We start from the raw sequence: 21,192 nt of genomic DNA, 5'->3' as shown, positions 1-21,192 counted from the left end.
GGGATCGCATGACGGTCGACGTGGCGGCGCGGCGGCAGGCGCAGGTTTTGATCTTCGATGCGGACGACACGTTGTGGGAGAACAACGTCGTCTTCGAGCGGGTGATCGACGACTTCCTGGGCTGGCTGGACCACCCCACCCTGGACCGGGCCGAGCTGCGGGCCGTCCTCGACGACATCGAGCGGGCCAACGCGGTGGCGCACGGGTACGGCAGCAAGGTCTTCCTGCGCAGCCTGGCGGAGTGCCTGGAGCGGTTGCGGGAGCGGCCGGCCACCGACGCCGAACGCCAGGAGATCGACCGGCTGGCGGTGGCCCTGGTCGAGCACCGGGTGGAGCTGATGCCCGGGGTGGCCGACGCGCTCGACGAGCTGGCCGGCCGGCACGAGCTGTTGCTGCTGACCAAGGGCGACCAGGAGGAGCAGCAGCGCAAGCTGGACGCCTGCGGCCTGCTGCACCACTTCGGGGCCGCGCACATCGTCCCCGAGAAGAACGTCGACACGTACCGGTGGCTCACTCGGGAGCACGACTTCGCGCCGGCCGACGCGTGGATGATCGGCAACTCCCCGAAGTCCGACATCCTGCCGGCCCGGGCGGCCGGGTTGAACGCGGTGTTCATTCCGAACGCGAACACCTGGGTGCTGGAGGACGACGAGCTGGACCCGACCGACGACGCGGTGCTGCGGCTCGCCGCGTTCCGGGACCTGCTGCGGCACTTCTGACCGTACCGAAGCCAAACAGCGTCGGCGATCATGGTCGCGTTACGCCGAGATGCCTGTTTTTCCCCGTGGCATCACTCCTGCCTCCGACGGTCCGACGCGGCTTGTCCGGTCGACCGGAGCCCACCTAGCCTGGTCCGGCGCTCGCGGCCTTTCGGGGTGGGTCGGGGGGCGCGTCGGCGTTCGGCGGATGAGCACCGTGGAGCTGAGTGCTGACGGAGTGGCTGGCCCACCCCGTTCCGGCGTGCGGCGTCACGTGCCACGCCCGCGCCGCGGGGTGCCGGAGCTGTCCGCTTCCCTGTCGGACGGCCGAGGGTCAGGGCCGGGTAGTTGCGGACCCGGTCCTGACCCGGCCGGCGAATCGTTCAACCGTGGCGAGCGGGGCAGACCGCTCGCCAGATCGACTGTCAGGATGGCGGCATGAAGCGCAGGTCCCTTTTGCTCGGCGCGGCGGCAGGTCTGGCCGCCCCGGCGGTGCTCACCCCGGCCGCACCCGCACTCGGTGCGAGCGGGCCGCTGCGCCCGACCTGGGGCATTGCCCCGGTGCCCGGCCCCCGGTCGGCGCTGCCGCTCCACAACCGCGCCAGTGAACTGCGGACGCTGCCGGCGGAGACGAAGCAGGTGATCATCGTCGGCGCCACCAGCTACACCACCACCTACGCCACGCTGGAGGCGTACGTGCGGGTCCGCAACGGCTGGCAGCCGGCCGCGGCGAAGTTGCCCGCCCGGATCGGCTCGAAGGGCTTCAGCGACAACCACGTGGAGGGTGTGCCGACCACCCCGACCGGCGTCTACTCGATCGGCCCCACCATGTACGGCATCGCCGCCAACCCGGGCGTGCGGTTCCCCTACCACCGGCTGGTCAGCGGTGACTGGTGGAACGAGAACCCGTCGTCCGCGCTGTACAACACCTTCCAGCACAGTGCCACCAACCCGGGCGGGGCCAGCGAGGCGCTGTGGCAGGAGGTTCCCGCGTACACGCACTTCGCGGTGATCACCTACAACATGCCGCCGAACGTGGCGAAGCCGGTGCCGAACGCGGGCAGCGGGATCTTCCTGCACCAGTTCAGCACCACCGCCGGCAACGCCACCGCCGGCTGCGTCTCGCTCGCCCACGATCACCTGGTCGACGTGCTCAACTGGCTGGACCCGGCGCTGTCACCGCGCATCGTGCTCAGCCCGTACGCCCAGCTCAGCCGATACTGAGAAGCGTGGCGGCTCAGCCCTCGCGTCGGACGATCGACACCGCCACCCGGCAGAACTCGTCCATGTCCGGGTTGAACCCGGCAGCGATGTCGGGGTGCAACCCGGAGCGGGTCTCCTCCAACAGTCGCTGGCAGACCTGCTCGACCGGTTCGCCGGCGTAGCCGGCGCGGACCCGGTCGGTGGCGGCCTGAAGCGCCGAGGTCAGCTGCTCCTCCAGCGGGCCGCGCAGCTTCTGCTGCACAGGATCGAGCCCGCGGGGGTCGAGCGTGACATGTGGCTCCGACATCGGTGCTCCCTTCGTCGGCGTCCGCGGTACCCCACCGCGGACGTCGGTCAAACCCCGGCCGGTACGGCGGCGACCCGCACCTGGTACGAGAAGTCCTCCGCCGGTTCCTCGTGGTACGACAACCGGCGGATCTGCCGGTCGTCGTCGTACAGGGCGACGTCCACCAGGACGCCGAGGTGGGCGAGGCCGATGGTCGACACCCGCTTCTTGTCCTGCAACACCGCGCAGACGCCGCCGAGCAGGGTGCTGGCGTCGGACGTACGGTGCCCGGGCGGGCAGCGCAACACCAGGTCCACCTCGATCGGCCCGGGCAACGGCGTCCAGCCGGTGCGTTGGGCCGCGGCGAGGGCGGCCTGGAGCAGGGTGCGGACCCTCGTCGCCTGCCGATGCCCGGCGGCGAAGATGGACAACGCTTCGGTCTTGACCGGTGGCAGGCCGCTCACCTCGAACGTCAGGGCGAGAGCGCGGGTGTCCTGCACGACGGCACCTCCTCGTTGGGACGATCCTGCCGAACCGGGGCAGCGGCGGTGGGACGTTCCCGCGATTACCAACCGATCGGGCAGGCATGGGTCGGCCGGAGGCGTGTCGACGGCGGCGGCGAACGCGCCGGCTACGGCGCTAGGAAAACGCTAGCCGACGCCGCCCGCGCTGGGTAGTCGGTCGTTCACCCGGTGGGGCGTGGTGCGAAGGCGCAGAACTCGTTGCCCTCGGGGTCGGCCAGCACCCACCACCAGTGCGCCTGGTCGAGCGGTTCTTGCGGCAGCGTCGCGCCAGCCGTGATCAGTGCCACCGAGCGCGAGCGGGTCCGCGGCGTCGAGGCAGAGATCCTTGAAACGGGCCCGGCCGCCGATACCGTCGCGAGATAGCCGGACGATAGCTGTCGGTGTATGTCCTCTCCCTAGCTTCTACCCGACGTATTGGCCCTTGACCGGAGGGTAACGGGTGAGAAGGAAGCTACGGGGACCGCTGATCGCGGCCCTGGTGGTGGCCCTGGCGGCCACCCTGGGCGGGACGCAGGTCCTGTCCGAACAGAGACCGGAAGGCGCCGCGAGCGCCGACGACGACGGAAAGGGTCTGCTCGACCGGCTCGGGGGCGCCGCCCGCGGGTTGGTCGGCGACGGGCCGGACCGGCCCAGGCCGGAGGTCATCAGCGCCGGGCTGTCGGTGCAGGAGAACACGCCGGCGGGCAAGGCGTGGCCGGCGCAGAAGCGGGTCAAGGAGCTGACCGGCAAGCGTACGGCGAACGGCAAGACCTACCAGCTGTCCGACGGGCGCACCCAGGCGGAGATCTCCGCGGTGCCGGTGCACTACAAGGACTCGAAGGGCCGCTACCAGCCCATCGACACCACCATCCGGCCGACCAACGACAAGGGCTACGTCCAGGGCAACCGCACGAACGCCTTCACCAGCCTCTTCGGGGACAGCTCGGATGAGCTGGCCCGGTTCGAGCAGGACGGCCGCAGCATCGAGCTGGGGCTGGCGGGCGCGCCGCAGGCGGTCACGCCGAAGGTGTCCGGCTCGACGGTGACCTACCCCGGCGTGGCCGGTGGCGCGGACGTGGTCTACGACGTCACGTCGACCGCGCTCAAGGAGAAGATCGTCCTGCGTAAGGCCCCGGCCGCGCCGGTGTCCTACACGTTCACGCTGGACACCGCGGGGCTGGTCGCGCAGCAGCGCGAGGACGGCTCGATCGCGTTCGTCGGCCGCGACGGCGGCCGGACGTACTTCGAGATGCCCGCGCCGTTCATGTTCGACGACAAGGACGACAAGGCCTCGCCGCACGGCAAGGTGTGGAGCGACAAGGTCACCCAGAAGGTGACGCAGTCCGGTGCCACCACGACGGTCACCGTCACCCCCGACGCGGGCTGGCTGGCGGACTCGGCGCGGGTGTACCCGGTGGTCGTCGACCCGACCATCAAGGTGCAGCCGGTGCCGACCGACGCGCAGGACGTCGCGATCTACTCCGGCGCCACCACCACGAACTACAACGACACCTACCAGCTGAAGGTGGGCACGGACGCCTCTCAGTCGTGGCGGTCCCTGGTCAAGTTCGACGTCAGTTCGGTCCCGGCGAACACGCCGATCGACGACGCGCGGCTGGACATGTACTACTCGCAGACCCATCACGCGTGGGGCTTCGACGTGGCGATGGAGGCCCGGCGGGTCACCCAGCCGTGGACGGACAGCACCGCGAACTGGTCGAACATGAACGCCAACATGGCCGCACAGCCGGCCGGCAACATGGTCACCAAGGACGACGGTGACTCCGGCACGTCGATCAGCGGCACCTGGCCGTACTCGGCCAACGCCGAGCTGACGCCGCTGGCGATCAACGGCGACTACCGCTACAACAGCGACACCACTGCCGGGAACACCCACACCTGGGTGCCGACCATCACCGAGTCGGGTGACTACCAGGTCGAGGTCCACTACGTCTCCGAGGCGGACCGGCCGACCAACGCCCCTTACACGGTCTACTACAACGGCGGGTCCAAGACCTACAACGTCGACCAGACCGGCAGCGGTCTCGGTGAGTGGAAGACCCTCGGCGTACACCCGTTCGTCGCCGGCACCACCGGCAAGGTCGTCCTCGGCGACGTGCTCGGCAAGTCGGTGATCGCGGACGCGGTCCGCTTCACCCGCTGGGGCGTGACCACCAAGAAGGCCGCGGTCTCCAACGTCTGGAGCTCGTTCCCGGTCCGCAACGCCGTGCAGGAGTGGGTCAACAAGTCCCAGCCGAACTACGGCTTCATGGTCAAGGCGGTCGACGAGGCGAAGAAGGGCCGCGGCGGCCCGATCTTCGAGGCGTCGGAGTTCGCGTACAACAATGCGCGGCGGGACTACAACCTGCCGAAGCTGGTGGTCACCTGGGGTACCCCGGGTATCGCGGTGAACCCGCCGACCACGATCACCTCGACCGGTGCGGTGCTGGACTGGCCGGCCTACCCGGGCACGGACATCGCCGAGTACCAGGTGCACCGCAGCATCTTCCAGGAGTACACGCCGTCGGCGGCCACCCTGGTCGCGCCGGTCTCCAGCACGACCCGCACCTACCAGGACACCACCGCGGTCCCCACGCCGGCGGACAACACCGACCCGTTGGCGCGGAAGTTCTACTACTACATGGTCGCGGTCAAGACCAAGGACGGGCGGCTGATCGCGGGTCCGACGCAGTCGGCGATCCTGCCGAAGGCGGGTCAGATCACCCGGATCTACCGCACGGGCACCACGGACACCACGCTGGCGCAGAGCCGGCCGACGGAGAACGTGGACGTCTACGACGGTGACCCGTACGTCAGCCCGGGCAACAACTCGCCCTACTACGGCGACACCCACGGTTTGGTGAAGTTCCCGACGCTGACCGGGATCCCGACCGACGCCCAGGTCGTCGACGCCGACCTGCGCCTGTACAACACGTCGCTGTTCCCGGGTACGGACACCGACGAGTACGTGGACGTCTACAAGCTCAAGCGGGCGTTCACCGAGACGAAGGCGACCTGGAACACCTACGACGGTGTCAACGCGTGGACCACGGCGGGTGGTGACTACGACACCACCTGGAAGGCGGGTACCACCGGTTTCACCAACGACCCGGAGTGGGCGAGTTGGGACATCACCGCTGCGGTTAAGGGCTGGGTGACCACCCCGACCAGCAACAACGGTCTGCTGCTGCGTCAGCGCGACGAGGTGAACCAGACCGCGCGGGCGATGCTGCTGTCGTCCGAGGCGCAGGAGCCGTTGCTGCGCCCGACGCTGGAGGTGACCTACCTCGAGCAGAATGCCGAGTCGACCTACTACGCGGCCTCGACGCCGGCGTTGACGACGCCGAACGCCACGTACACGGTGCCGATGACCCTGTCGAACCCGACCCTGGCGGCGTGGAACCCGACCGACTGGGAGCTGGCGTACGACTGGAAGCGGCCCGACGGGATCACCGACGGCGCGGACGCCACCTTCGAGTTGAAGACGGCGCTGCCGAAGAGCGTCCCGGCCGGCGGCACGGTCGATGTGGCCGCGCAGGTGAAGACCCCGCCGTCGTCGACGGACGGGAACAAGCGCACCGACTACGTGCTGCAGTGGGATCTGCGCAACAAGCTCACCGGCAAGAAGCTGTCGGAGACCACTCCGGCGATCCAGCCGCTGCCGCAGAACGTGGCGGTGGAGGAGCCGACCTCCGACCAGCTGGGTCTGGAGAAGTTCTACTCGTACGCGGGGAAGAACACCGGCGCCGGCGGCTCGCTGATGAACAACCTCTACTCCGGCAACACGGTGTGGTCGTACAACGCGATCAACAACCCGTCCCGCGGGCTGTCGACGTTCGTGCGGCTGGCCTACAACTCGCTGGACACCAGCGACTCGGTCGCCGGGTTCGGCTGGTCGCTGCAGGCGTCGTCGTTGATGCGCCTGGGCACGCCGTTGGACTTCCACCCGAACCCGAACCCGACCAAGGTCACGCTGACCGACGGTGACGGTACGAGCCACTGGTTCACCTGGGACGCGGCGGCGAACGAGTGGAAGAGCCCGAAGGGTGTGCACCTCTACCTGCAGAAGTACAGCAGCGTGGACTGCAAGCCCAACGTCCAGGAGCCGAAGGCGTGGGTGCTGACCCGGCCGGACCGGACGCAGTTCTTCTACGACTGCGAGGGCTTCCTGTCCAGCATCGTGGACAACAACCAGAACGAGATGCGCTTCGTGTACGAGGAGCGCAAGTCGAACAACAAGCCGACGAAGTTCCTCAAGTACATCCTCGACGCGACCGGCCGTCAGACCCTGACCGTCGAGTACTTCGCTAAGGGTCAGACCTACGACTACATCGACGATGTCACCTGGACCCGCAAGACCGGGACCGGCCTGACCAACCCGAAGATCATCGACCACATCTCGGCGATCACCGACATCTCCGGGCGGAAGCTCAGCTTCGCGTACACCGACAAGGGTCTGCTCGGTGAGCTGATCGATGGTGCCGGCTCGACCGACGGCGCGCCGAAGACGTTCAAGTTCGCCTACGACATGACCCAGGGCAACAAGAACGTCAAGCTGGTCAAGACCACCGACCCGCGGGGCAACGCGACCAACCTGGTCTACAACTACCCGCAGGCCGGCGACGACCCGAAGTGGCACTGGACCACCAAGTCGTACACCGACCGGCTCGGCTACCTGACCCAGTTCGGCTACGTCGACCCGGACGGCCCACAGGGCAACAACATCAACGCCACGGTCACCGACGCCGAGAACCACGCCACGGCCTACCAGCTGGACGGCTACGGGCGGGCCTACCAGACCACCAACGCCAAGAACGAGACCACGAAGTTCGGCTGGGACGACGACCACAACGTGGTCCGGCTCGAGGAAGCCAACAGCGCGGTCTCCACCTGGGCGTACGACGCCAAGACCGGCTACCCGACGCTGGTCAAGGACGCCGAGGCGGTCAAGAACGGCTGGCCCGGCACGGCGCTGACCTACCAGCGCCAGCTCAACGGCTACGTGGCCGAGGTGGTCAGCAAGACCAGCTCGGAGGGCCGCAAGTGGACCTTCACGTACACCGCCGAGGGTGACGTCGAGACGGTCACCGATCCGGTGGGCAACACCACGGCGACCGCCGGTGACTACACGAGCACCAGCACCTATGACGAGTGGGGCCAACTCCTCACCGCCAAGGACGCCAACGGCAACACCACCAAGTACGGTCCCTTCCACCCCAGCGGCTACCCGACGACGATCGAGGATCCTGGTCCGGGCTTCTCGTACTTCACGTACGACGACCGGGGCAACACCCTCGAGGTCAAGAACGGCAAGAACGCCAAGGTCACCCAGGCGTACGACACCTTCGGCCGGCCGAAGGCGAAGGTCGAGCCGATGGACGCGGCGAACAACCGCTTCATCACGACCAAGGCCCCGGTCTACGACGCCAACGACAACATCACCACGGCGTACGCGGCCAACGGAGCGGAGTCGACCTCGGTCTACGACAAGGCCGACCAGGTCACCGAGTCGTACGCGCCGAAGGACGTGGCAACCGACCCGGAGCGCAAGAGCACCACGACGTACGACAAGGTCGGCAACGTCCTGACCGCCACGGAGCCGCAGGGCAACCTGACCTCCACGGTCGGTGACTACACCACGACCACCAAGTACGACGCGATCTACCAGCCGATCGAGGTCACCAACGGCCTCGGCCAGAAGGTGGTCTCGGAGTACGACAACGTCGGCAACGTCACCGTCCTCTACGACGCGAAGAAGACCGCCAGCGCGGCGGACGACTACACGTCGAAGTTCGACTACGACTGGAACCACCGGGTCGTCAAGACCACCGACGCGGTGGGCAAGTTCACCACGGCCCGGTACGACAAGGACGGCCTGACGCTCGGGACCACCGACGCGGATGGCAACGAGTCGCTGGCGACGTACGACGCCCGCGGCGCGCTGGTCGAGTCGAAGGTGCCGCACAAGAAGGACGCCTCCGGCAACAACGTCTACCGGACGAGCAAGTACGAGTACGACCAGGTCGGCAACCAGACGAAGGCGATCACGCCACGCGGTGTGGACACCGCCGACGACGCCGACGACTTCGCCGTGGTGACCGTCTACGACGCGCTCAACCGCAAGAAGGAGGAGTGGTCGTCCTACGACAAGGACGACAGCCGCTACAACACGCCGGACAAGACCTTCTACACCTACGACGAGATCGGCAACCTGAAGAAGGTCAGCGCGCCGCCGTCGGAGGGGCAGAGCGTCCGTAACGACACCGAGTACACCTATTACGACAACGGGTTGACGAAGACGTCCAAGGACCCGTGGGACATCGTCAACTCGTACGACTACAACGACCTGGGCCAGCAGACCAAGAACACGCTGAGCTCGGCCGGCGGGTCGACCACGCGGACGATGACGTGGGAGTACTACCAGTCCGGCAACGAGAAGGGGCGATCGGAGGACGGCCTGCCGGTCGGCAAGGACGTGGTCCTGGTCGACAACTCCGACTCGAACAACACCGCCTCGCAGGGCAGCTGGACCAGCGGCGCCGCGACCGGGAACTACGGCTACGACGTGGCCACCGCGCCGGCGGGCAGCGGGTCGGCGCAGTTCAACTGGCAGCTGAACATCCCCCGGGACGGCAGCTACGAGGTGTTCGTCCGGCACCCGCAGGTCAGCGGTGCCGCGACGGACGCGAAGTTCACCATCACCCACAGCGGCGGCAGCGTCGTGAAGACGGTGAACCAGACCCAGAACACCGGTTCCTGGATCAGCCTGGGCAGCTACCCGTTCGTTGAGGACGGCGTCCAGAAGATCACCGTCACCGACCAGGCGACGGGCAAGGTGCTCGCCGACGCGGTCAAGCTGGTGCGCGACAACGCCGGTGACGTGGACAACGAGAAGAAGGAGTTCACGTACAAGTACAACCCGAACGGGATGCTGGTCGAGGTCAAGGACCTCAGCCCGGGCGCGAAGGTTGACCGGTACGACATCGCGTACGACCAGCTGAGCCAGATCTCGTCGGTCAAGGAGTTCGTCGGGACCGCGACGGAGCCGAAGAACACCACGGCGCTGACCTACGACGACAACGGCAACCCGCTCACCTCGACCCACGACCTCACCTGGTCGAAGATCGAGTACGACGCGCGGGACATGGTCGCCAAGGTGACCAACGCCGACTCGCCGACGGCGGGCAACCAGCAGATCTCGACGTTCACGTACACCGCTCGCGGGCAGATGCTCAAGCAGACCAAGCCCAACGGCAACACCGTGGACTTCGAGTACTACCTCGACGGCGCCACCAAGCACCAGCTGGAGAAGACCTCCGGCGGGGCGACCGTCGCGGAGCACACGCTGGAGTACCAGGCCAACGGGCACCCGTCGCGGGACGTGCTCAAGTTGATGAACGCCGACAACGGGTCGGACTACATCGACAACACGTACGTCTTCAACTACGACCCGCAGGACCGGATCGCCAAGCTCGACAAGACCGGTGACAGCACGTCGACCGAGACCTACGTCTACGACGCCAACGGCAACACGGTGTCGCAGACGGTCGCCGGTACGACGAGCACCAGCAAGTACGACCGGAACCGGCTGCATTCCACCACAACCGGTGGCGTGACGGAGACGTACAACTACGACCCGCTGGGCCGCCTCGACACCGTGTCGGTCGGCGGCGAGCGGGCGCAGAAGTATTACTACGACGGTTTCGACCGCACCGCGAAGACCACCGCGGGTGTCGGCGCCACGGCCAAGTCGACCACCTACGTGTACGACCCGTTCGACCGGACGGTGTCGCAGACGGCGGACGGCAAGACCACCCTGTTCACGTACCTGGGGATGGACAACCAGGTGCTGCGCGAGGAGATCGCCGGCAAGGCGGAGAAGTCGTACCAATACGCCCCGTGGGGTCAGCAGCTGACCCAGATCAAGCACAAGGATGACGGCAGCCGGGAGTACTCGCAGTTCATCTACCGGCCGCGCGGTGACGTCATCGGTATCACGAAGGAGGACGGCAAGACTCGGGCGACGTACGGCTACACGGCGTACGGCTCGGACGACGAGTCGCAGTTCACCGGCGTGGACAAGCCGGGTGCGCAGCCGGAGGGTGAGGAGCCGTACAACGCGTTCCGGTTCAACGCTTCCCGGTGGGACGCGGGCTCGGGTACGTACGACATGGGGTTCCGTAACTACGACCCGGGTCTGAACCGGTTCCTGACGCGGGACACCTATGGCGGCGCCATGGCCGACATGGGTCTGGCGATGGACCCGTTCACGGGTAACCGCTACTCGTTTGCCGGCGGTAACCCGGTCAGCTTCATCGAGCTGGACGGGCACCTGTTCGGGATGTCGTGGTCGGATATCGGCCACGCCGCCTTGGACGTCGCCGGGATGGTGCCGGTGATCGGTGAGGTCGCCGACGTCGCCAACGGCATCTGGTACGCCGCTGAGGGCAACTACGTCGACGCGGCTCTGTCGATGGCTTCCGCGATCCCGCTGGCGGGTAACGCGGTGGCCGCGGCCAAGCTGGCGAAGACGGGTAAGAAGATCGCCGACGGTATCGACACGGCCAAGGACCTCGAAAAGGGTGTCGAGGCCACCGTCGACGGGCAGAAGGCGCTTCCCACCAATACGCCGAGTGCCAAGCCCAACGAGCCGTCCGCACCTTCCTGCCGCGTTCCTCCTCGTCCCAACAGCTTCGTGCCAGGCACGAAGGTGGTGATGGCCGACGGCAGCAGCAAGGTCATCGAGGAATTGAAGGTCGGCGACCGGGTGCTGGCCACCGACGTGGAGACCGGCCAGAACCAGGACCGTGTCGTCACCAACGCCCGCAGCGTCGAGGGTAAGAAGACCTTCGTCACCTTCACCGTCGACCTTGACGGCAAGGACGGCTCCAAGACCGGGAGCATCACCTCCACTGATGCCCACCTGGTCTGGCTCCCCGACGCCGGCGTGTGGGCCAAGGCCGAGCAGCTCAAGCCCGGCATGTGGCTGCAGACGGCTGCTGGGACTTGGGTTCAGATCACGGCGGTCAAGCAGACCGTCAGGCACGAGCGGGTTCACAACCTCACCGTCGATGGCGTCCACAGCTACTACGTGGTCGCAAATGGCACTCCGCTCCTCGTCCACAACAACTCCTGCAAGACGGACGCGGAACTCCAGGCCGATGCCGACGCAATTGCCAAAACCTGGCAAACGAGGTACGGAGACCGTGCGTACAACGGGACGACGGTGAGTACGGGTCACCTCAATGGGGAGCTTGTTTACACCGTCAATCGGAACAACACCAACCCGGATGCTCGCGCTCTGGCCGAGAAGCTCGGCTACCGGCGAGTTTCCGGCGCGGACCTGCGAGGCCCGAACCAGACGGATGCCGAGCAGATCATGCTCAATGCCGTCGACAAGGGCAAGGTGGGATCCGACGGTCGCATTGCAACCTCTCGAATCCCTTGTGGCCTGGTGCGTCCCACCGGTAAACCGGGCCAGAACTGTGGCGGCAGAATTGGAAGCGGTAAGTATCCGAACATCCGAGTAGTCGGTAGGTGGGGGGCCGGCGTCGGCTAACCGCACCTTGCCGGTCGGGTAGTTCACCGACTCTGTCGGATTGGTGCCAGCCACCGCCTCCTCGGGAATCTCGGGAGGCGGTGGCTGGTCGCATGCCACGCAAGGTCTTCGCTTACTCTGCACCGGTGGCCGGATCTTCGTCCTGAGCGTCGACGCATCGAAGAGCAACTGTGGCCGCGGCGTGAGGTGCGGCGGAGCAGGCTAGTCAACAAGTCTGTATGATCGCGTCATGCGCTTCCGTTCCCTGGTCCGCCACTGTGGAGTGGGCTGGAACGCACTGCGGGGCGATCGCCATACCGGCCACCTGGCCAGTCCTGATCGGGTCAGCAGAGCGGTCGACGGGGTGGGTGGCATCAGCGAGGATCAACTGTTCACTGTCCCGAAATCTCTTGACCATGTTTGTTTTGGATCGCTTCACTGGGCGATAGCGAAAACTGGAGGACCAGTTGCTTCTTTGGGACCACGAGATGCAGCCCTTGCGGGATGAGTTGCAGAGCATTCAGCCCCCGCAGCGGTTGGCCCTGGCAATGGCAGTGATGGAATGGACCCGCGATAAGATGGGTCAGATCGAGACAGCGGAAATCACCGACTACCTGGATCGGGGAATGGCGGCCGGCCGTGAAGCGCTGTCGGCCGGCCGGGACAAGATCGATCTCTCCGAGGAGATGCTCGACGAGTATCAGGACGTCCTGGACGTGGCGGACGAGCCCGGCACATCGCACATGTTGTCCGCCCTCTTGGCTTGTGCCGACGCGCCTGAGGGGCTGACGGGTGAGGTTCTCTACGGCGTCCTCTCCTTCTGCTATGAAGGGCTTCTCGATCGAGAGGAACTGCCGGAGTGGACGGTGGAAGCCGAGCGAGCGAACGCCAGGTGCGTTGAGACGATCGCCTTTCAGAAGAGGCTCGTGAACGAAGCACTCGGACGTTGAGGCGGATGGCGTCGTACGTCAATGACGGGCGCTGATGGCGCTGGCACACGTGAGGCCGGATCCACGACAGGTGATCCGGCCTCACGTCTGTGCGGGGTTAGGTGAAGAGCGTCTCGAATAGCGGCTCGTGCCTGTCGTGGGCGTCTTCGTCAGGCTGCCGGGCGGTTGTGGCGCCGGCGAGGGGCCCGGCACCCGCCATGGGTCTGTTCACGAGTCCAGGGGAGGGCACCCGCCCGCTCACGGGAGGCGGCGTTGCCAGGCAGGGACATCGAGAGCGTCTGCTTTCGGGCGTGCCGCACTCAGTGGTCGGTGAACGGGAGGTTTCCTGTGCTGTCGCAGTCACTCGAGGCGCTGTGGGCTCACTTGGCTACAGCTGGTCGACCGGTGGTTGCCGCGCGTGTTCCCGGCCCAGGCGTGGAAGACGTGAAGTCTGCGTTCGGCGAGCCGATCCCGGACGTGGTGGCTCAGTGGTTCAACTGGAGCAACGGAGTCGCTGGCACGCCCGGGCAGACGCAGGATGACGCCTCGGTCATACCCGGTTACTGGCCGCTGTCGATTATCGAAGCTAAGTCAATCATGTCTGGCTACATCGACGCCGACGCGGAGTTGGGCGATCACTGGGTGCCGTTGCTGGGTTCCGGTGGTGGTGACTTCTACGCTGCTGTCTTCGACGAGTCGCTGCATGAAGTGGGTGTCTTCACCGTCATGTCCGGCGGCGACACGGAGATTTCTTTCCATTCGGTCGAAGAGATGGTTGATGGGTTTCTCGAGCTCTATCAAACCGGTGTCTTCTTCGTGGATGTCGACGGCACCCTCGAAGCCGACGATGACCGCTGGGTGGAATATGAGTCCAGAGTTGGTGGTGCCGCGTAGTCGATGAAGACGAAGACGAAGGATGAGCAATCGTTGATTGAGTGAAGGGCCAATTCCTGGCGATAGGGGTGGGCTCTTCACTCATCTGCGGAAGCTGTAAAAGGCACCTACATCTGGGACGGGACAAGAGTTGCTGGCAATCTCAGCGTCCGCTCGGGGTGAGGCAGGCAAGGTAATGGACAAAAGAGTCGATCCGACCGATGTAGTCGGAAGGACTGGCGGCGTCTACGCCGCTCCTGAAGATTTTGAACGAGCCTTGGACCTATGGTGCTACAAGGCCGAGAAGGAAGGCTGGCCCGTGTCGGTACTCGACCGAGAGCGCGTCCCGGGCAAAGACGGACGATGCGGGACGGTTGACGTGGAGGGCCTGAGGTACCAGGTGCGTTATGGACCCCGAACCCGCACGATTGTTATCGACGACAGCAATGGACATGATGTCGAGCGACCTGCCTTTGCGTACGCCGTCTGGGCTGAACCGGTCGTGCTAGAAATATTCCTCGTCGAAGAGTAGCGCGCACCGCAGCGGGTGCCTCCGCTTAACCACAACGGGGCACCCGCCGCTTTGGGCGTCACCAGAAGCGGTAGCGGTGGGCAGGTGGGCAAACGCTCTCCATGCGCGCTGCGGCCGCTGGCGCTCTAGAAGGGCGGGGTTCGAGTCGCCGTCGACCGCGTAGCTCACGCGTTCTCATGGACGTTCTTGGCCGCGGCTTGCGCCGCCGTAACAGGACGGGCGCCGACAAGGCGGCGCTAGTAGCGTCCGGCATCCTCGTCGGAATAGCCGCTGGCGATTACGTCCGCATAGATCCGCGCGAACGCCTCACTACGAAGGAGTGGGACGGGGTCCCGATCCGACGCCTCCTGTGCAGTTCGCACCTCACTCAAGTCCAATAGCCGGATCTCGCCCTCCAGGCGACGAAACTCGGCTACTTGTGCATCTTCAGACGAAGATTCATCAGTCGCCATGTCTTCAGCTGCCTCTGCGAGTTCCTCGGCATGCTCGAAGACACGTCTCAGCCGGTCTAGATCCTCTGGCCCTGCCAAGTAGTCGAAGACCTCCGTTGCCAACACCAGATGGTCAACGATCTCCGTCTCGAAGGGAGGGCCGTCTGGATCGCTGGACTCCAAAATGCGCTCGACCACTTCCCTTACCTGTCGAAATTGCTCGGTGGGTACCTCGATGCCAGCACTCGCCCAACGGTAGACATGAGCGCCGAGGGCCCGCACCTGCGACAGTGCTTCCCGATGTTGTTCGAACCAGGGCGAGAACTTCCGATCCTGATCGAAGCCAAAGTATCGGACGAGGACGAGAGCGGCAGCACTCTGACGAGCGGCAAAGCCGAGCAGAGACGCCTGGCGCATGTGCTCCTCCAGGTTCGTCACCGGAGTTTCCTCTCGCTCACGTGGTTGAACTCCTATCGAGCTATTCGAGCCTGTGCGACTTGGGTTCCATCGGCAGGGAGCCGAGATTGCTGCCCACGGCGAGTGCGACGAGGTGGCGGTGTGTAAGCGGAATACCCGCAGCAACAGCCGGACCAAGGCCGTGCCCAGCGCCGACACGGCCAGGTTCTCCGAGGATCACCAGGATTTCGGCCTCTCCCACTGGACGCACGTGGGCCGCTGCCCACCGGACAGACAGAACTCTTTGACCGCACGGCGCAGCAGATCGATCGGAATCTCCGAATTCGCTGGGAACTCCGTCACATGACTTACGCACGAATAACGAACCTCAGTGCGGCCCGCTTTTGGCCCTGCGGTCGTCCAGTTTCCGCTGGCATCCATGAACTCAAGAACGCCGACCTGAAGCCTATGGTCGGCACCGACCAACAACTCATGATCGGGAGTCCCGGAAGGTAGAGGTGACCGTTCCAGGGAATGCAGCTCCGCTAGATTCTGCTGAGTCGGCCCCGCCAACAGTGAATCGATCAGCCCGTCTACATCCGCTGACGCGGTAAGCAACTCACGCTTGTCGTCATGCTGCGGGCGATAATAGGCCTCTACCCGGAACTGCATCAACAACCCCTCCTGCAACCGGCGATTCTGGTTTCACGCCCCCCGCCCGCGAGGACCATCGGCTGCGGGCCACCCCGGACATCGGGACAGCTAGGCGGTGGGTGGAGACTTCGAGATCCGCCATTCGAAGTCCCCGCGTCGCGGATGACCGTCAAGGAGAGTGGCCAACGCCGAGGTCGGTGCCGCGGGGATGTCACGGCAATCACGCGTGCGGCGTGTGCGTCGATCTCGCCGCCGACCTCGGCAAGCCGCGATTCCATGTCTCTGAGGTCCTCGAGTTCCAGGTCCCGGCGGTAGTAGATCTGCAGCGCGTAGTGGTCGCCGTCGCGAACCACTCGGTAGGTTCGCCCGCCATTTTCAATGCGAACGGTATCGCCGCGGGCCATACCGTCCGCCATCAGCGGTGAACGTTCCAGCACATACAAGTCTGGACCGACGGGGGTTGCGAGCAGCGATTCGAAGGAATCCTGACCCGCCCGTGTCGTGCCGATCAACACCTGAACGACTTCCGCCAAGGGAACAAGTCCGTTCTTTCCGTACGCGGCCCCGCACCTTCCCGGTCCGCGCAGGACCGGGCTGGCCTCGGAGCGCCCGGAGTTCCGAGCAGTGAGGTTACAGGCTGCACTCCGGGCGGACGTTGATCAAGGTCAAGTTGCCGCGCTGGAGCCAGAACTGATCAACACCTGGTCTTTGCACGGGTGCGTCCGCCCGTCATCGCCGGGCGCCGCGCGGGACTGTACGAACAGCGTGGCAGGTGGTTGGGTACCTCCCGGGTGTTGAATCAAGACGTGGATGGGGCTCAACGGTGGCGACTCTGTGGGACCGGGAGATGGCCGACGAGATCCGTATCCTCGGGCGGCTGGACCCCGATTCGCAACTCAACCTGATCGTGCGGCTGCTGGAGTGGACGGTCGAGGTTCTGCCGTCCGGGGCGCGTGAGCTGCTGGAAGGGGAGGGCCGTGGCGCCGTCGATGCAGCGCTTGACTACGTTCGCGCGGCTGCGGCGGGGTCGCCACCGGATGTCGAGTTGGAGGAGTTCGAGGAACTCGAGGACCAGCTCTCAGAACTGGCCGACGAGGTCGAGCTTCAAGACCTGTGGCAGCTCTTTGTCGCGCTGAGTGATTCTGTCGGAGTATCGGCAGTGGACGTCACGGTGGACTTCACGTGGACGATCATGTCGGCCTGCTACGACGCCATCCGTGACTGTGAGGACCTGCCGGAACTCCCGCTGGGAACTGCGGAACCTGTCGTCCTCGACGTCGAGCGCGCGAACGCCAACTGCATGCGTGCGATCGAATATCAGAAGCAACTCGTCCGCACTGCGGCGCAGGAGTAGGTGGACGCCGACACGGGATGCTGCGTTGGGCCGGAGCCTAGGCCGATAGCGGGCACGTCGGATCGCGAGGTGTGCTTGTTCATGAACGCTGATCAATTCGCGGCCGTTGCTTTCCTCCAGCGCTGGGACGCTGAGAGCGTCACGAGATGGTCGTCCCACCAGGAGGCCGTCATCCGCCACAAGCGCGCCCGCGCGTTCCTCCTCCAGCAGGGGCTGCCCCGGCGGTCGCTGCTGTTCGAGGCGGCCGAGCCGACGGGCCGTACGCAGATCCGGCGCGGTCAGGTCTGCGTGTTGCTGGGAAGCTATGACGAGGGCGAGCAGTTCTTCCTCGACGTCGAGCGTGGGCAGGTTCTGTTCGGCGCGGAAGGATTCGACGATGCCTTCCCGGTCAACGCCACCGTCGAGATGTTCGCCCAATGCCTGCTCGTGTCGGAGCGCGTGTATCCCTACTACTCGGCGGACGCAGGACCTCCGGCGTTCCTGTCCGTCGCGAGACGACTGGAGGCCCTGTTGGCCGCGGTCGACCCGGCGACCTACGAGCTGGTGGGCTCGTTCTGGAAGACCTTCGTCCACGACGTGTCCGTCGGTGACTTCGCGGTCGAAGACGTGGACTGGTGGAGCCCCTGACCGGGCCGGTCGTGCGGGAGCAGCTACTGCTCCCGCCACATGAACTCGGTCAGGAGTCCCGGCACGTCGTGGGCGAGCCGCAGCGCGGCCAGCCCGGTCTCCGGCCGCACCAGCGCGCCGGCCGGGACCCACGACTCCTGCCCGCACAGCAGGATTTCCACCAGTTCCGCGGCCGGTGACTCCGCCAGCCAGTACCAGGTGCGGTCGTGAAGCAGCGAAACGGTGCTGAACTCCTCGTGCAGCGAGACGATCAGCACGTCATCGTCGCCGTCGCCGTAGCCGAACACCGGTTCGTGGTCCGGAACGTACAGGCCGGGCAACTCCTCGAGCGTGATGACGCGGGATGCCGCGTACGGCAGGTACTTCTCCATCTCGTAGCGCATGCCGCCGAGGGTAGGACCGGGTCGCCGGGGACCGACTGGCGGAGATCGAACCGGGTGGGGACAGCGGAGGAGAGGTGGTTCAGGTGGCTTGCGGAGTCAGCTGGTAGCGGCTGCAGACGTCGAGCAACAGAGCGGCCCTGACCTCGAACCGCTCGTCGTTGCCGTCCAACTCCACATCCACCAGCACGCTGTCCTCCGCGGCCGCGAAGTGCAGCTCGACGCGCGTCTGGCCGTCCAGTTCGAGGGTGAACCAGCGGTCGTCGTCGGCGTCGGAGCCGTCGACTCCGGCGGTGAGGCGGCTCGGATCGAGTTCGTACCGGACAAGGTAGGCGATCGTCTCCACGAACGGCAGCAGGTTCCGGCGCCAGATCCAGCCGTGCATCGTGCCGTGTGGCTCGTCCCGCATTGGTGCAGGCTGGATCCCGGCACGTCGGGTGGCAAGGAAGTGAAGGGCTCCGCGCCGGGGAGCGGCCCCGCCGCTGGACGTGGGACGCGCCGCCAGAGGGAGAGCCGGCCACCCAAACGGCCAGGTCACCGGCCGGATCGGCGGTGATTACCGAGCCGTACGGCGAGTTGGCGGTGGGGCCGTCGGCGGTGTGTGCTGATGGGACGATCCGGCGCCGGACATTGGTCCGGTCGTCATGGCGGGTTTCCCGCCTCTCGGGACGGGGTAGGACCGGTGCCGCGGGCCACCGATGCGACGATGACCATCGATGTCGCAGGTCGAGAGCGAGCACCTGTGGGAGCGTTTGCCGACGGGATCTCGTTACGCTGACACGCCGTCTCAGGACATTGGCTCTCGTCACAATAGCCGAGCGGTCGAATCGCTTGTTACCTGCTCCGATGTCCGTTTAGCCTGAGCGCGCTCAAGGTGCAACGGGGGAGCTACGACATGCAACTTCAGATCCGGCTACTGGGCACAGTGGAGCTGAGCGTCGACGGCCGGATCGCCACACCCGGCCCGGCGAAACGGCGCGCGGTGCTCGCCGGGCTCGCCCTGGAGGCCAACCATCCCGTCTCGCTGGCCCGGCTGACCGGGATGGTGTGGACGGAGGAGCCCCCGGCGTCCGCGGTGGCCAACCTCCGGTCGCACGCCGCGGCGCTGCGCCGCGTGCTCGGCGACCGGCTGATCGCCCGTCCCAACGCGTACGAGCTGAACCTGGGACCGGACGAGCTGGACATCACCGAGTTCCAGCGGCTGGCGGGGGAGGGGCGTGGCCTGCTGGTCGGCGGCGAGCCGGACGCCGCCGCGGACCCGCTGCGCGCGGCCCTGGACTGCTGGCGTGGCGGCCAGGCCGGCGACGGCCTCCCCCGCGGGACCGCATTGGACAACCGCTGGGCGAGCCTCGACGAGCAGCGGCTCCAGGTCTTCGAGGAGCTGACCGAGGCACGGCTGGCCGTCGGTGAGCACCGGCCGCTGTTGTCGGAGGTCCGGCGGCACCTCGCGGCCCACCCGCTGCGCGAGCGGGCCTGGGGGCAGCTGATGCTGGCGCTCTACCGGTGCGGTGAGGTGCCCGCCGCGCTAACCGCCTACCGGGACGCGCACGCCACCCTGCAGGAGCAGCTCGGCATCGACCCGGGCGAGGATCTCGCCCGGCTGCACCGGGCCGTGCTCGACCGGTCACCCGACCTGGCCCACGTTCCGCAGGCCACCCCGATCGTCGTCGCTGCGGCCGTCCCGGTCACCCCGGCCGCGGTCAGGGTCCCCCGCGAGCTGCCGGCCGACCTGGTCACCTTTGTCGGTCGTACGCCCGAGGTGGCGGACGTGGTCGCGGCCGTGACCGGCGCGACGCCGGCCGCCGTGGTGGTCAGCGGGCCGGCGGGCAGCGGCAAGAGTGCGCTGGCGGTGCGCGCGGCGCACGCGGTGGCCGCCGACTTCCCGGAGGGACAGGTCTTCGTCGACCTCGGCTACCAGGCGACGGTGACGGCCGACGAGGTGCTGGCCCGGGTGCTGCGCGCGCTGGGGGTGCCGGCCGCCGAGGTGCCGGCCAGCGTCGACGAACGGGCCGGCTGGGTCCGCTCCCGGATTGCCGGGCACCGTCTTCTGCTGGTGGTCGACGGGGTCACCGGGGCGGAGCAGGTGCGGCCACTGATCCCGGCCGGGCCCGGCCCGGCGCTGATCGTCGTCGGCCAGCGGCAGCTGCGCAGCCTCGACGGTGTGCGGCGGGTGGCCCTCGGCCCGGTCGGCGCGGTGGGGGCGCGGGCGTTGGTCGCCGCGTTCAGCGGCGCCGACCGGCTGAAGGCGGAACCGGCCGCCACGGCCGAGCTGGTGCGGCTCTGCGCCGGCTCGGTGCTGGCGCTGCGGATCACCGGCGCGCGGCTGGCCAGTCGGCCGGACCTCTCGGTGGCGGCGCTGGTCGACCAGTTGCGCGACCGCCGTGATCGGCTGGACCTGCTGGTCTACGAGGACCAGTCGGTGCGGTCGAGCCTGGCCCTCGGGGTCGCCGCGCTGCGCTCCGGCGACGAGCTGATCGGTCGTCTGCTCAAGCTGCTCGGCGAGTCACCGGACGCGCCCGCGCTGCCCGAGCGGACGGCGGCTCGGCTCGGCGTCTCCGCGCAGCGGGCGCGGCACGCGCTGGAGGAGCTGGTCGACGCGCACCTGGCCCAGCGGACCGATCCGGGCGGCTACCGTCTGCCGGCGTTGGTGCGCGACTACGCGGCGGAGCTGGCCGGCCCGCCAGCGCTGCTCGCCGCGCACCCGCTGACCGGCTGGCGGGTCGATCCGGTCGCCGCCTGAGCGCCGGTTGGCGATCAGCCGTGGTCGGCGCGGACGATCGCCACCGCG

Annotated in this window: 16 protein-coding genes; 8 read left to right on the top strand and 8 right to left on the bottom strand. The window is 66.9% G+C overall.

Features of this window, described 5'->3' with window-relative positions; all coding sequences use genetic code 11:
• Positions 1-8: 8 nt before the first annotated feature.
• Positions 9-719: an HAD family hydrolase gene (locus tag IW249_RS32560; protein ID WP_196924290.1), complete on the top strand. Its 711-nt coding sequence runs from the start codon at positions 9-11 to the stop codon at positions 717-719.
• A 417-nt stretch (positions 720-1,136) separates the two neighbouring features.
• Positions 1,137-1,922 (top strand): L,D-transpeptidase family protein, encoded by a 786-nt coding sequence (locus IW249_RS32555; protein WP_196924289.1) that lies wholly within the window; start codon positions 1,137-1,139, stop codon positions 1,920-1,922.
• A 13-nt stretch (positions 1,923-1,935) separates the two neighbouring features.
• Here IW249_RS32555 and IW249_RS32550 read toward each other — a convergent pair whose 3' ends face one another.
• The 3 genes from IW249_RS32550 to IW249_RS32540 all read right to left on the bottom strand — a co-directional run bounded on the left by IW249_RS32550 (position 1,936) and on the right by IW249_RS32540 (position 2,998).
• Positions 1,936-2,208: a hypothetical protein gene (locus IW249_RS32550; RefSeq protein ID WP_196924288.1), complete on the bottom strand. Its 273-nt coding sequence runs from the start codon at positions 2,206-2,208 to the stop codon at positions 1,936-1,938.
• 47 nt (positions 2,209-2,255) lie between these two features.
• Positions 2,256-2,687 carry a RusA family crossover junction endodeoxyribonuclease gene (locus IW249_RS32545; RefSeq protein ID WP_196924287.1) on the bottom strand — a complete coding sequence of 144 codons (432 nt, stop codon included), beginning with the start codon at positions 2,685-2,687 and terminating at the stop codon, positions 2,256-2,258.
• 185 nt (positions 2,688-2,872) lie between these two features.
• Positions 2,873-2,998 (bottom strand): VOC family protein, encoded by a 126-nt coding sequence (locus IW249_RS32540; protein ID WP_196924286.1) that lies wholly within the window; start codon positions 2,996-2,998, stop codon positions 2,873-2,875.
• 152 nt (positions 2,999-3,150) lie between these two features.
• Here IW249_RS32540 and IW249_RS32535 point away from each other — a divergent pair, with 152 nt between their 5' ends.
• The 3 genes from IW249_RS32535 to IW249_RS32525 all read left to right on the top strand — a co-directional run bounded on the left by IW249_RS32535 (position 3,151) and on the right by IW249_RS32525 (position 14,051).
• Entirely contained in the window at positions 3,151-12,249 is a 9,099-nt protein-coding gene (locus IW249_RS32535; protein ID WP_196924285.1) for a golvesin C-terminal-like domain-containing protein, read from the top strand.
• A gap of 467 nt (positions 12,250-12,716) precedes the next feature.
• On the top strand, positions 12,717-13,178 hold the full coding sequence (locus IW249_RS32530) for a hypothetical protein (protein WP_196924284.1): 462 nt from the start codon (positions 12,717-12,719) through the stop codon (positions 13,176-13,178).
• Between the two features lie 423 nt (positions 13,179-13,601).
• A complete protein-coding gene (locus IW249_RS32525) occupies positions 13,602-14,051 on the top strand; it encodes an SMI1/KNR4 family protein (RefSeq protein WP_196924283.1) in 450 nt (149 codons plus the stop codon).
• 747 nt (positions 14,052-14,798) lie between these two features.
• Here IW249_RS32525 and IW249_RS32520 read toward each other — a convergent pair.
• From IW249_RS32520 to IW249_RS35305, 3 genes are all read right to left on the bottom strand, one after another.
• Entirely contained in the window at positions 14,799-15,431 is a 633-nt protein-coding gene (locus tag IW249_RS32520) for a hypothetical protein (RefSeq protein WP_196924282.1), read from the bottom strand.
• Positions 15,432-15,626: 195 nt separating this feature from the next.
• Positions 15,627-16,079 (bottom strand): Imm1 family immunity protein, encoded by a 453-nt coding sequence (locus IW249_RS32515; RefSeq protein WP_231392752.1) that lies wholly within the window; start codon positions 16,077-16,079, stop codon positions 15,627-15,629.
• The gene (locus IW249_RS35305; protein ID WP_372433056.1) at positions 16,061-16,558 is read right to left on the bottom strand and encodes a DUF4265 domain-containing protein; all 498 of its coding nucleotides are present in this window, start codon (positions 16,556-16,558) and stop codon (positions 16,061-16,063) included. Before IW249_RS35305 ends, IW249_RS32515 begins: the two co-directional genes overlap by 19 nt.
• Before the next feature lie 332 nt (positions 16,559-16,890).
• On the opposite strand from IW249_RS35305, the gene IW249_RS32505 reads away from it, so the two are divergent.
• Complete coding sequence (locus IW249_RS32505; protein WP_196924279.1) at positions 16,891-17,397, top strand: hypothetical protein; 507 nt, start codon at positions 16,891-16,893, stop codon at positions 17,395-17,397.
• Between the two features lie 81 nt (positions 17,398-17,478).
• A complete protein-coding gene (locus IW249_RS32500; protein ID WP_196924278.1) occupies positions 17,479-18,024 on the top strand; it encodes an SUKH-4 family immunity protein in 546 nt (181 codons plus the stop codon).
• Between the two features lie 23 nt (positions 18,025-18,047).
• On the opposite strand, the gene IW249_RS32495 is transcribed toward IW249_RS32500, so the two are convergent.
• Positions 18,048-18,407 (bottom strand): hypothetical protein, encoded by a 360-nt coding sequence (locus IW249_RS32495; RefSeq protein ID WP_196924277.1) that lies wholly within the window; start codon positions 18,405-18,407, stop codon positions 18,048-18,050.
• 79 nt (positions 18,408-18,486) lie between these two features.
• A complete protein-coding gene (locus IW249_RS32490) occupies positions 18,487-18,813 on the bottom strand; it encodes a hypothetical protein (RefSeq protein WP_196924276.1) in 327 nt (108 codons plus the stop codon).
• Positions 18,814-19,299: 486 nt separating this feature from the next.
• Here IW249_RS32490 and IW249_RS32485 point away from each other — a divergent pair, with 486 nt between their 5' ends.
• Positions 19,300-21,144: an AfsR/SARP family transcriptional regulator gene (locus IW249_RS32485; RefSeq protein WP_196924275.1), complete on the top strand. Its 1,845-nt coding sequence runs from the start codon at positions 19,300-19,302 to the stop codon at positions 21,142-21,144.
• Positions 21,145-21,192: the final 48 nt, after the last annotated feature.

The organism is Micromonospora vinacea (assembly GCF_015751785.1).
Classification (GTDB): domain Bacteria; phylum Actinomycetota; class Actinomycetes; order Mycobacteriales; family Micromonosporaceae; genus Micromonospora; species Micromonospora vinacea.
The sequence above is the reverse complement of the archived record's forward strand: the minus strand, read 5'-3'. Positions and strand labels throughout refer to the sequence as shown.

Bases quoted from the DNA above. Each gene is read 5' to 3' on its own strand.
- IW249_RS32560 (WP_196924290.1), top strand. From the start codon at position 9: ATGACGGTCGACGTGGCGGCGCGGCGGCAGGCGCAGGTTTTGATCTTC.
- IW249_RS32555 (WP_196924289.1), top strand. From the start codon at position 1,137: ATGAAGCGCAGGTCCCTTTTGCTCGGCGCGGCGGCAGGTCTGGCCGCC.
- IW249_RS32550 (WP_196924288.1), bottom strand. From the start codon at position 2,208: ATGTCGGAGCCACATGTCACGCTCGACCCCCGCGGGCTCGATCCTGTG.
- IW249_RS32530 (WP_196924284.1), top strand. From the start codon at position 12,717: ATGCAGCCCTTGCGGGATGAGTTGCAGAGCATTCAGCCCCCGCAGCGG.
- IW249_RS32505 (WP_196924279.1), top strand. From the start codon at position 16,891: ATGGCCGACGAGATCCGTATCCTCGGGCGGCTGGACCCCGATTCGCAA.
- IW249_RS32500 (WP_196924278.1), top strand. From the start codon at position 17,479: ATGAACGCTGATCAATTCGCGGCCGTTGCTTTCCTCCAGCGCTGGGAC.
- IW249_RS32495 (WP_196924277.1), bottom strand. From the start codon at position 18,407: ATGCGCTACGAGATGGAGAAGTACCTGCCGTACGCGGCATCCCGCGTC.
- IW249_RS32490 (WP_196924276.1), bottom strand. From the start codon at position 18,813: ATGCGGGACGAGCCACACGGCACGATGCACGGCTGGATCTGGCGCCGG.
- IW249_RS32485 (WP_196924275.1), top strand. From the start codon at position 19,300: ATGCAACTTCAGATCCGGCTACTGGGCACAGTGGAGCTGAGCGTCGAC.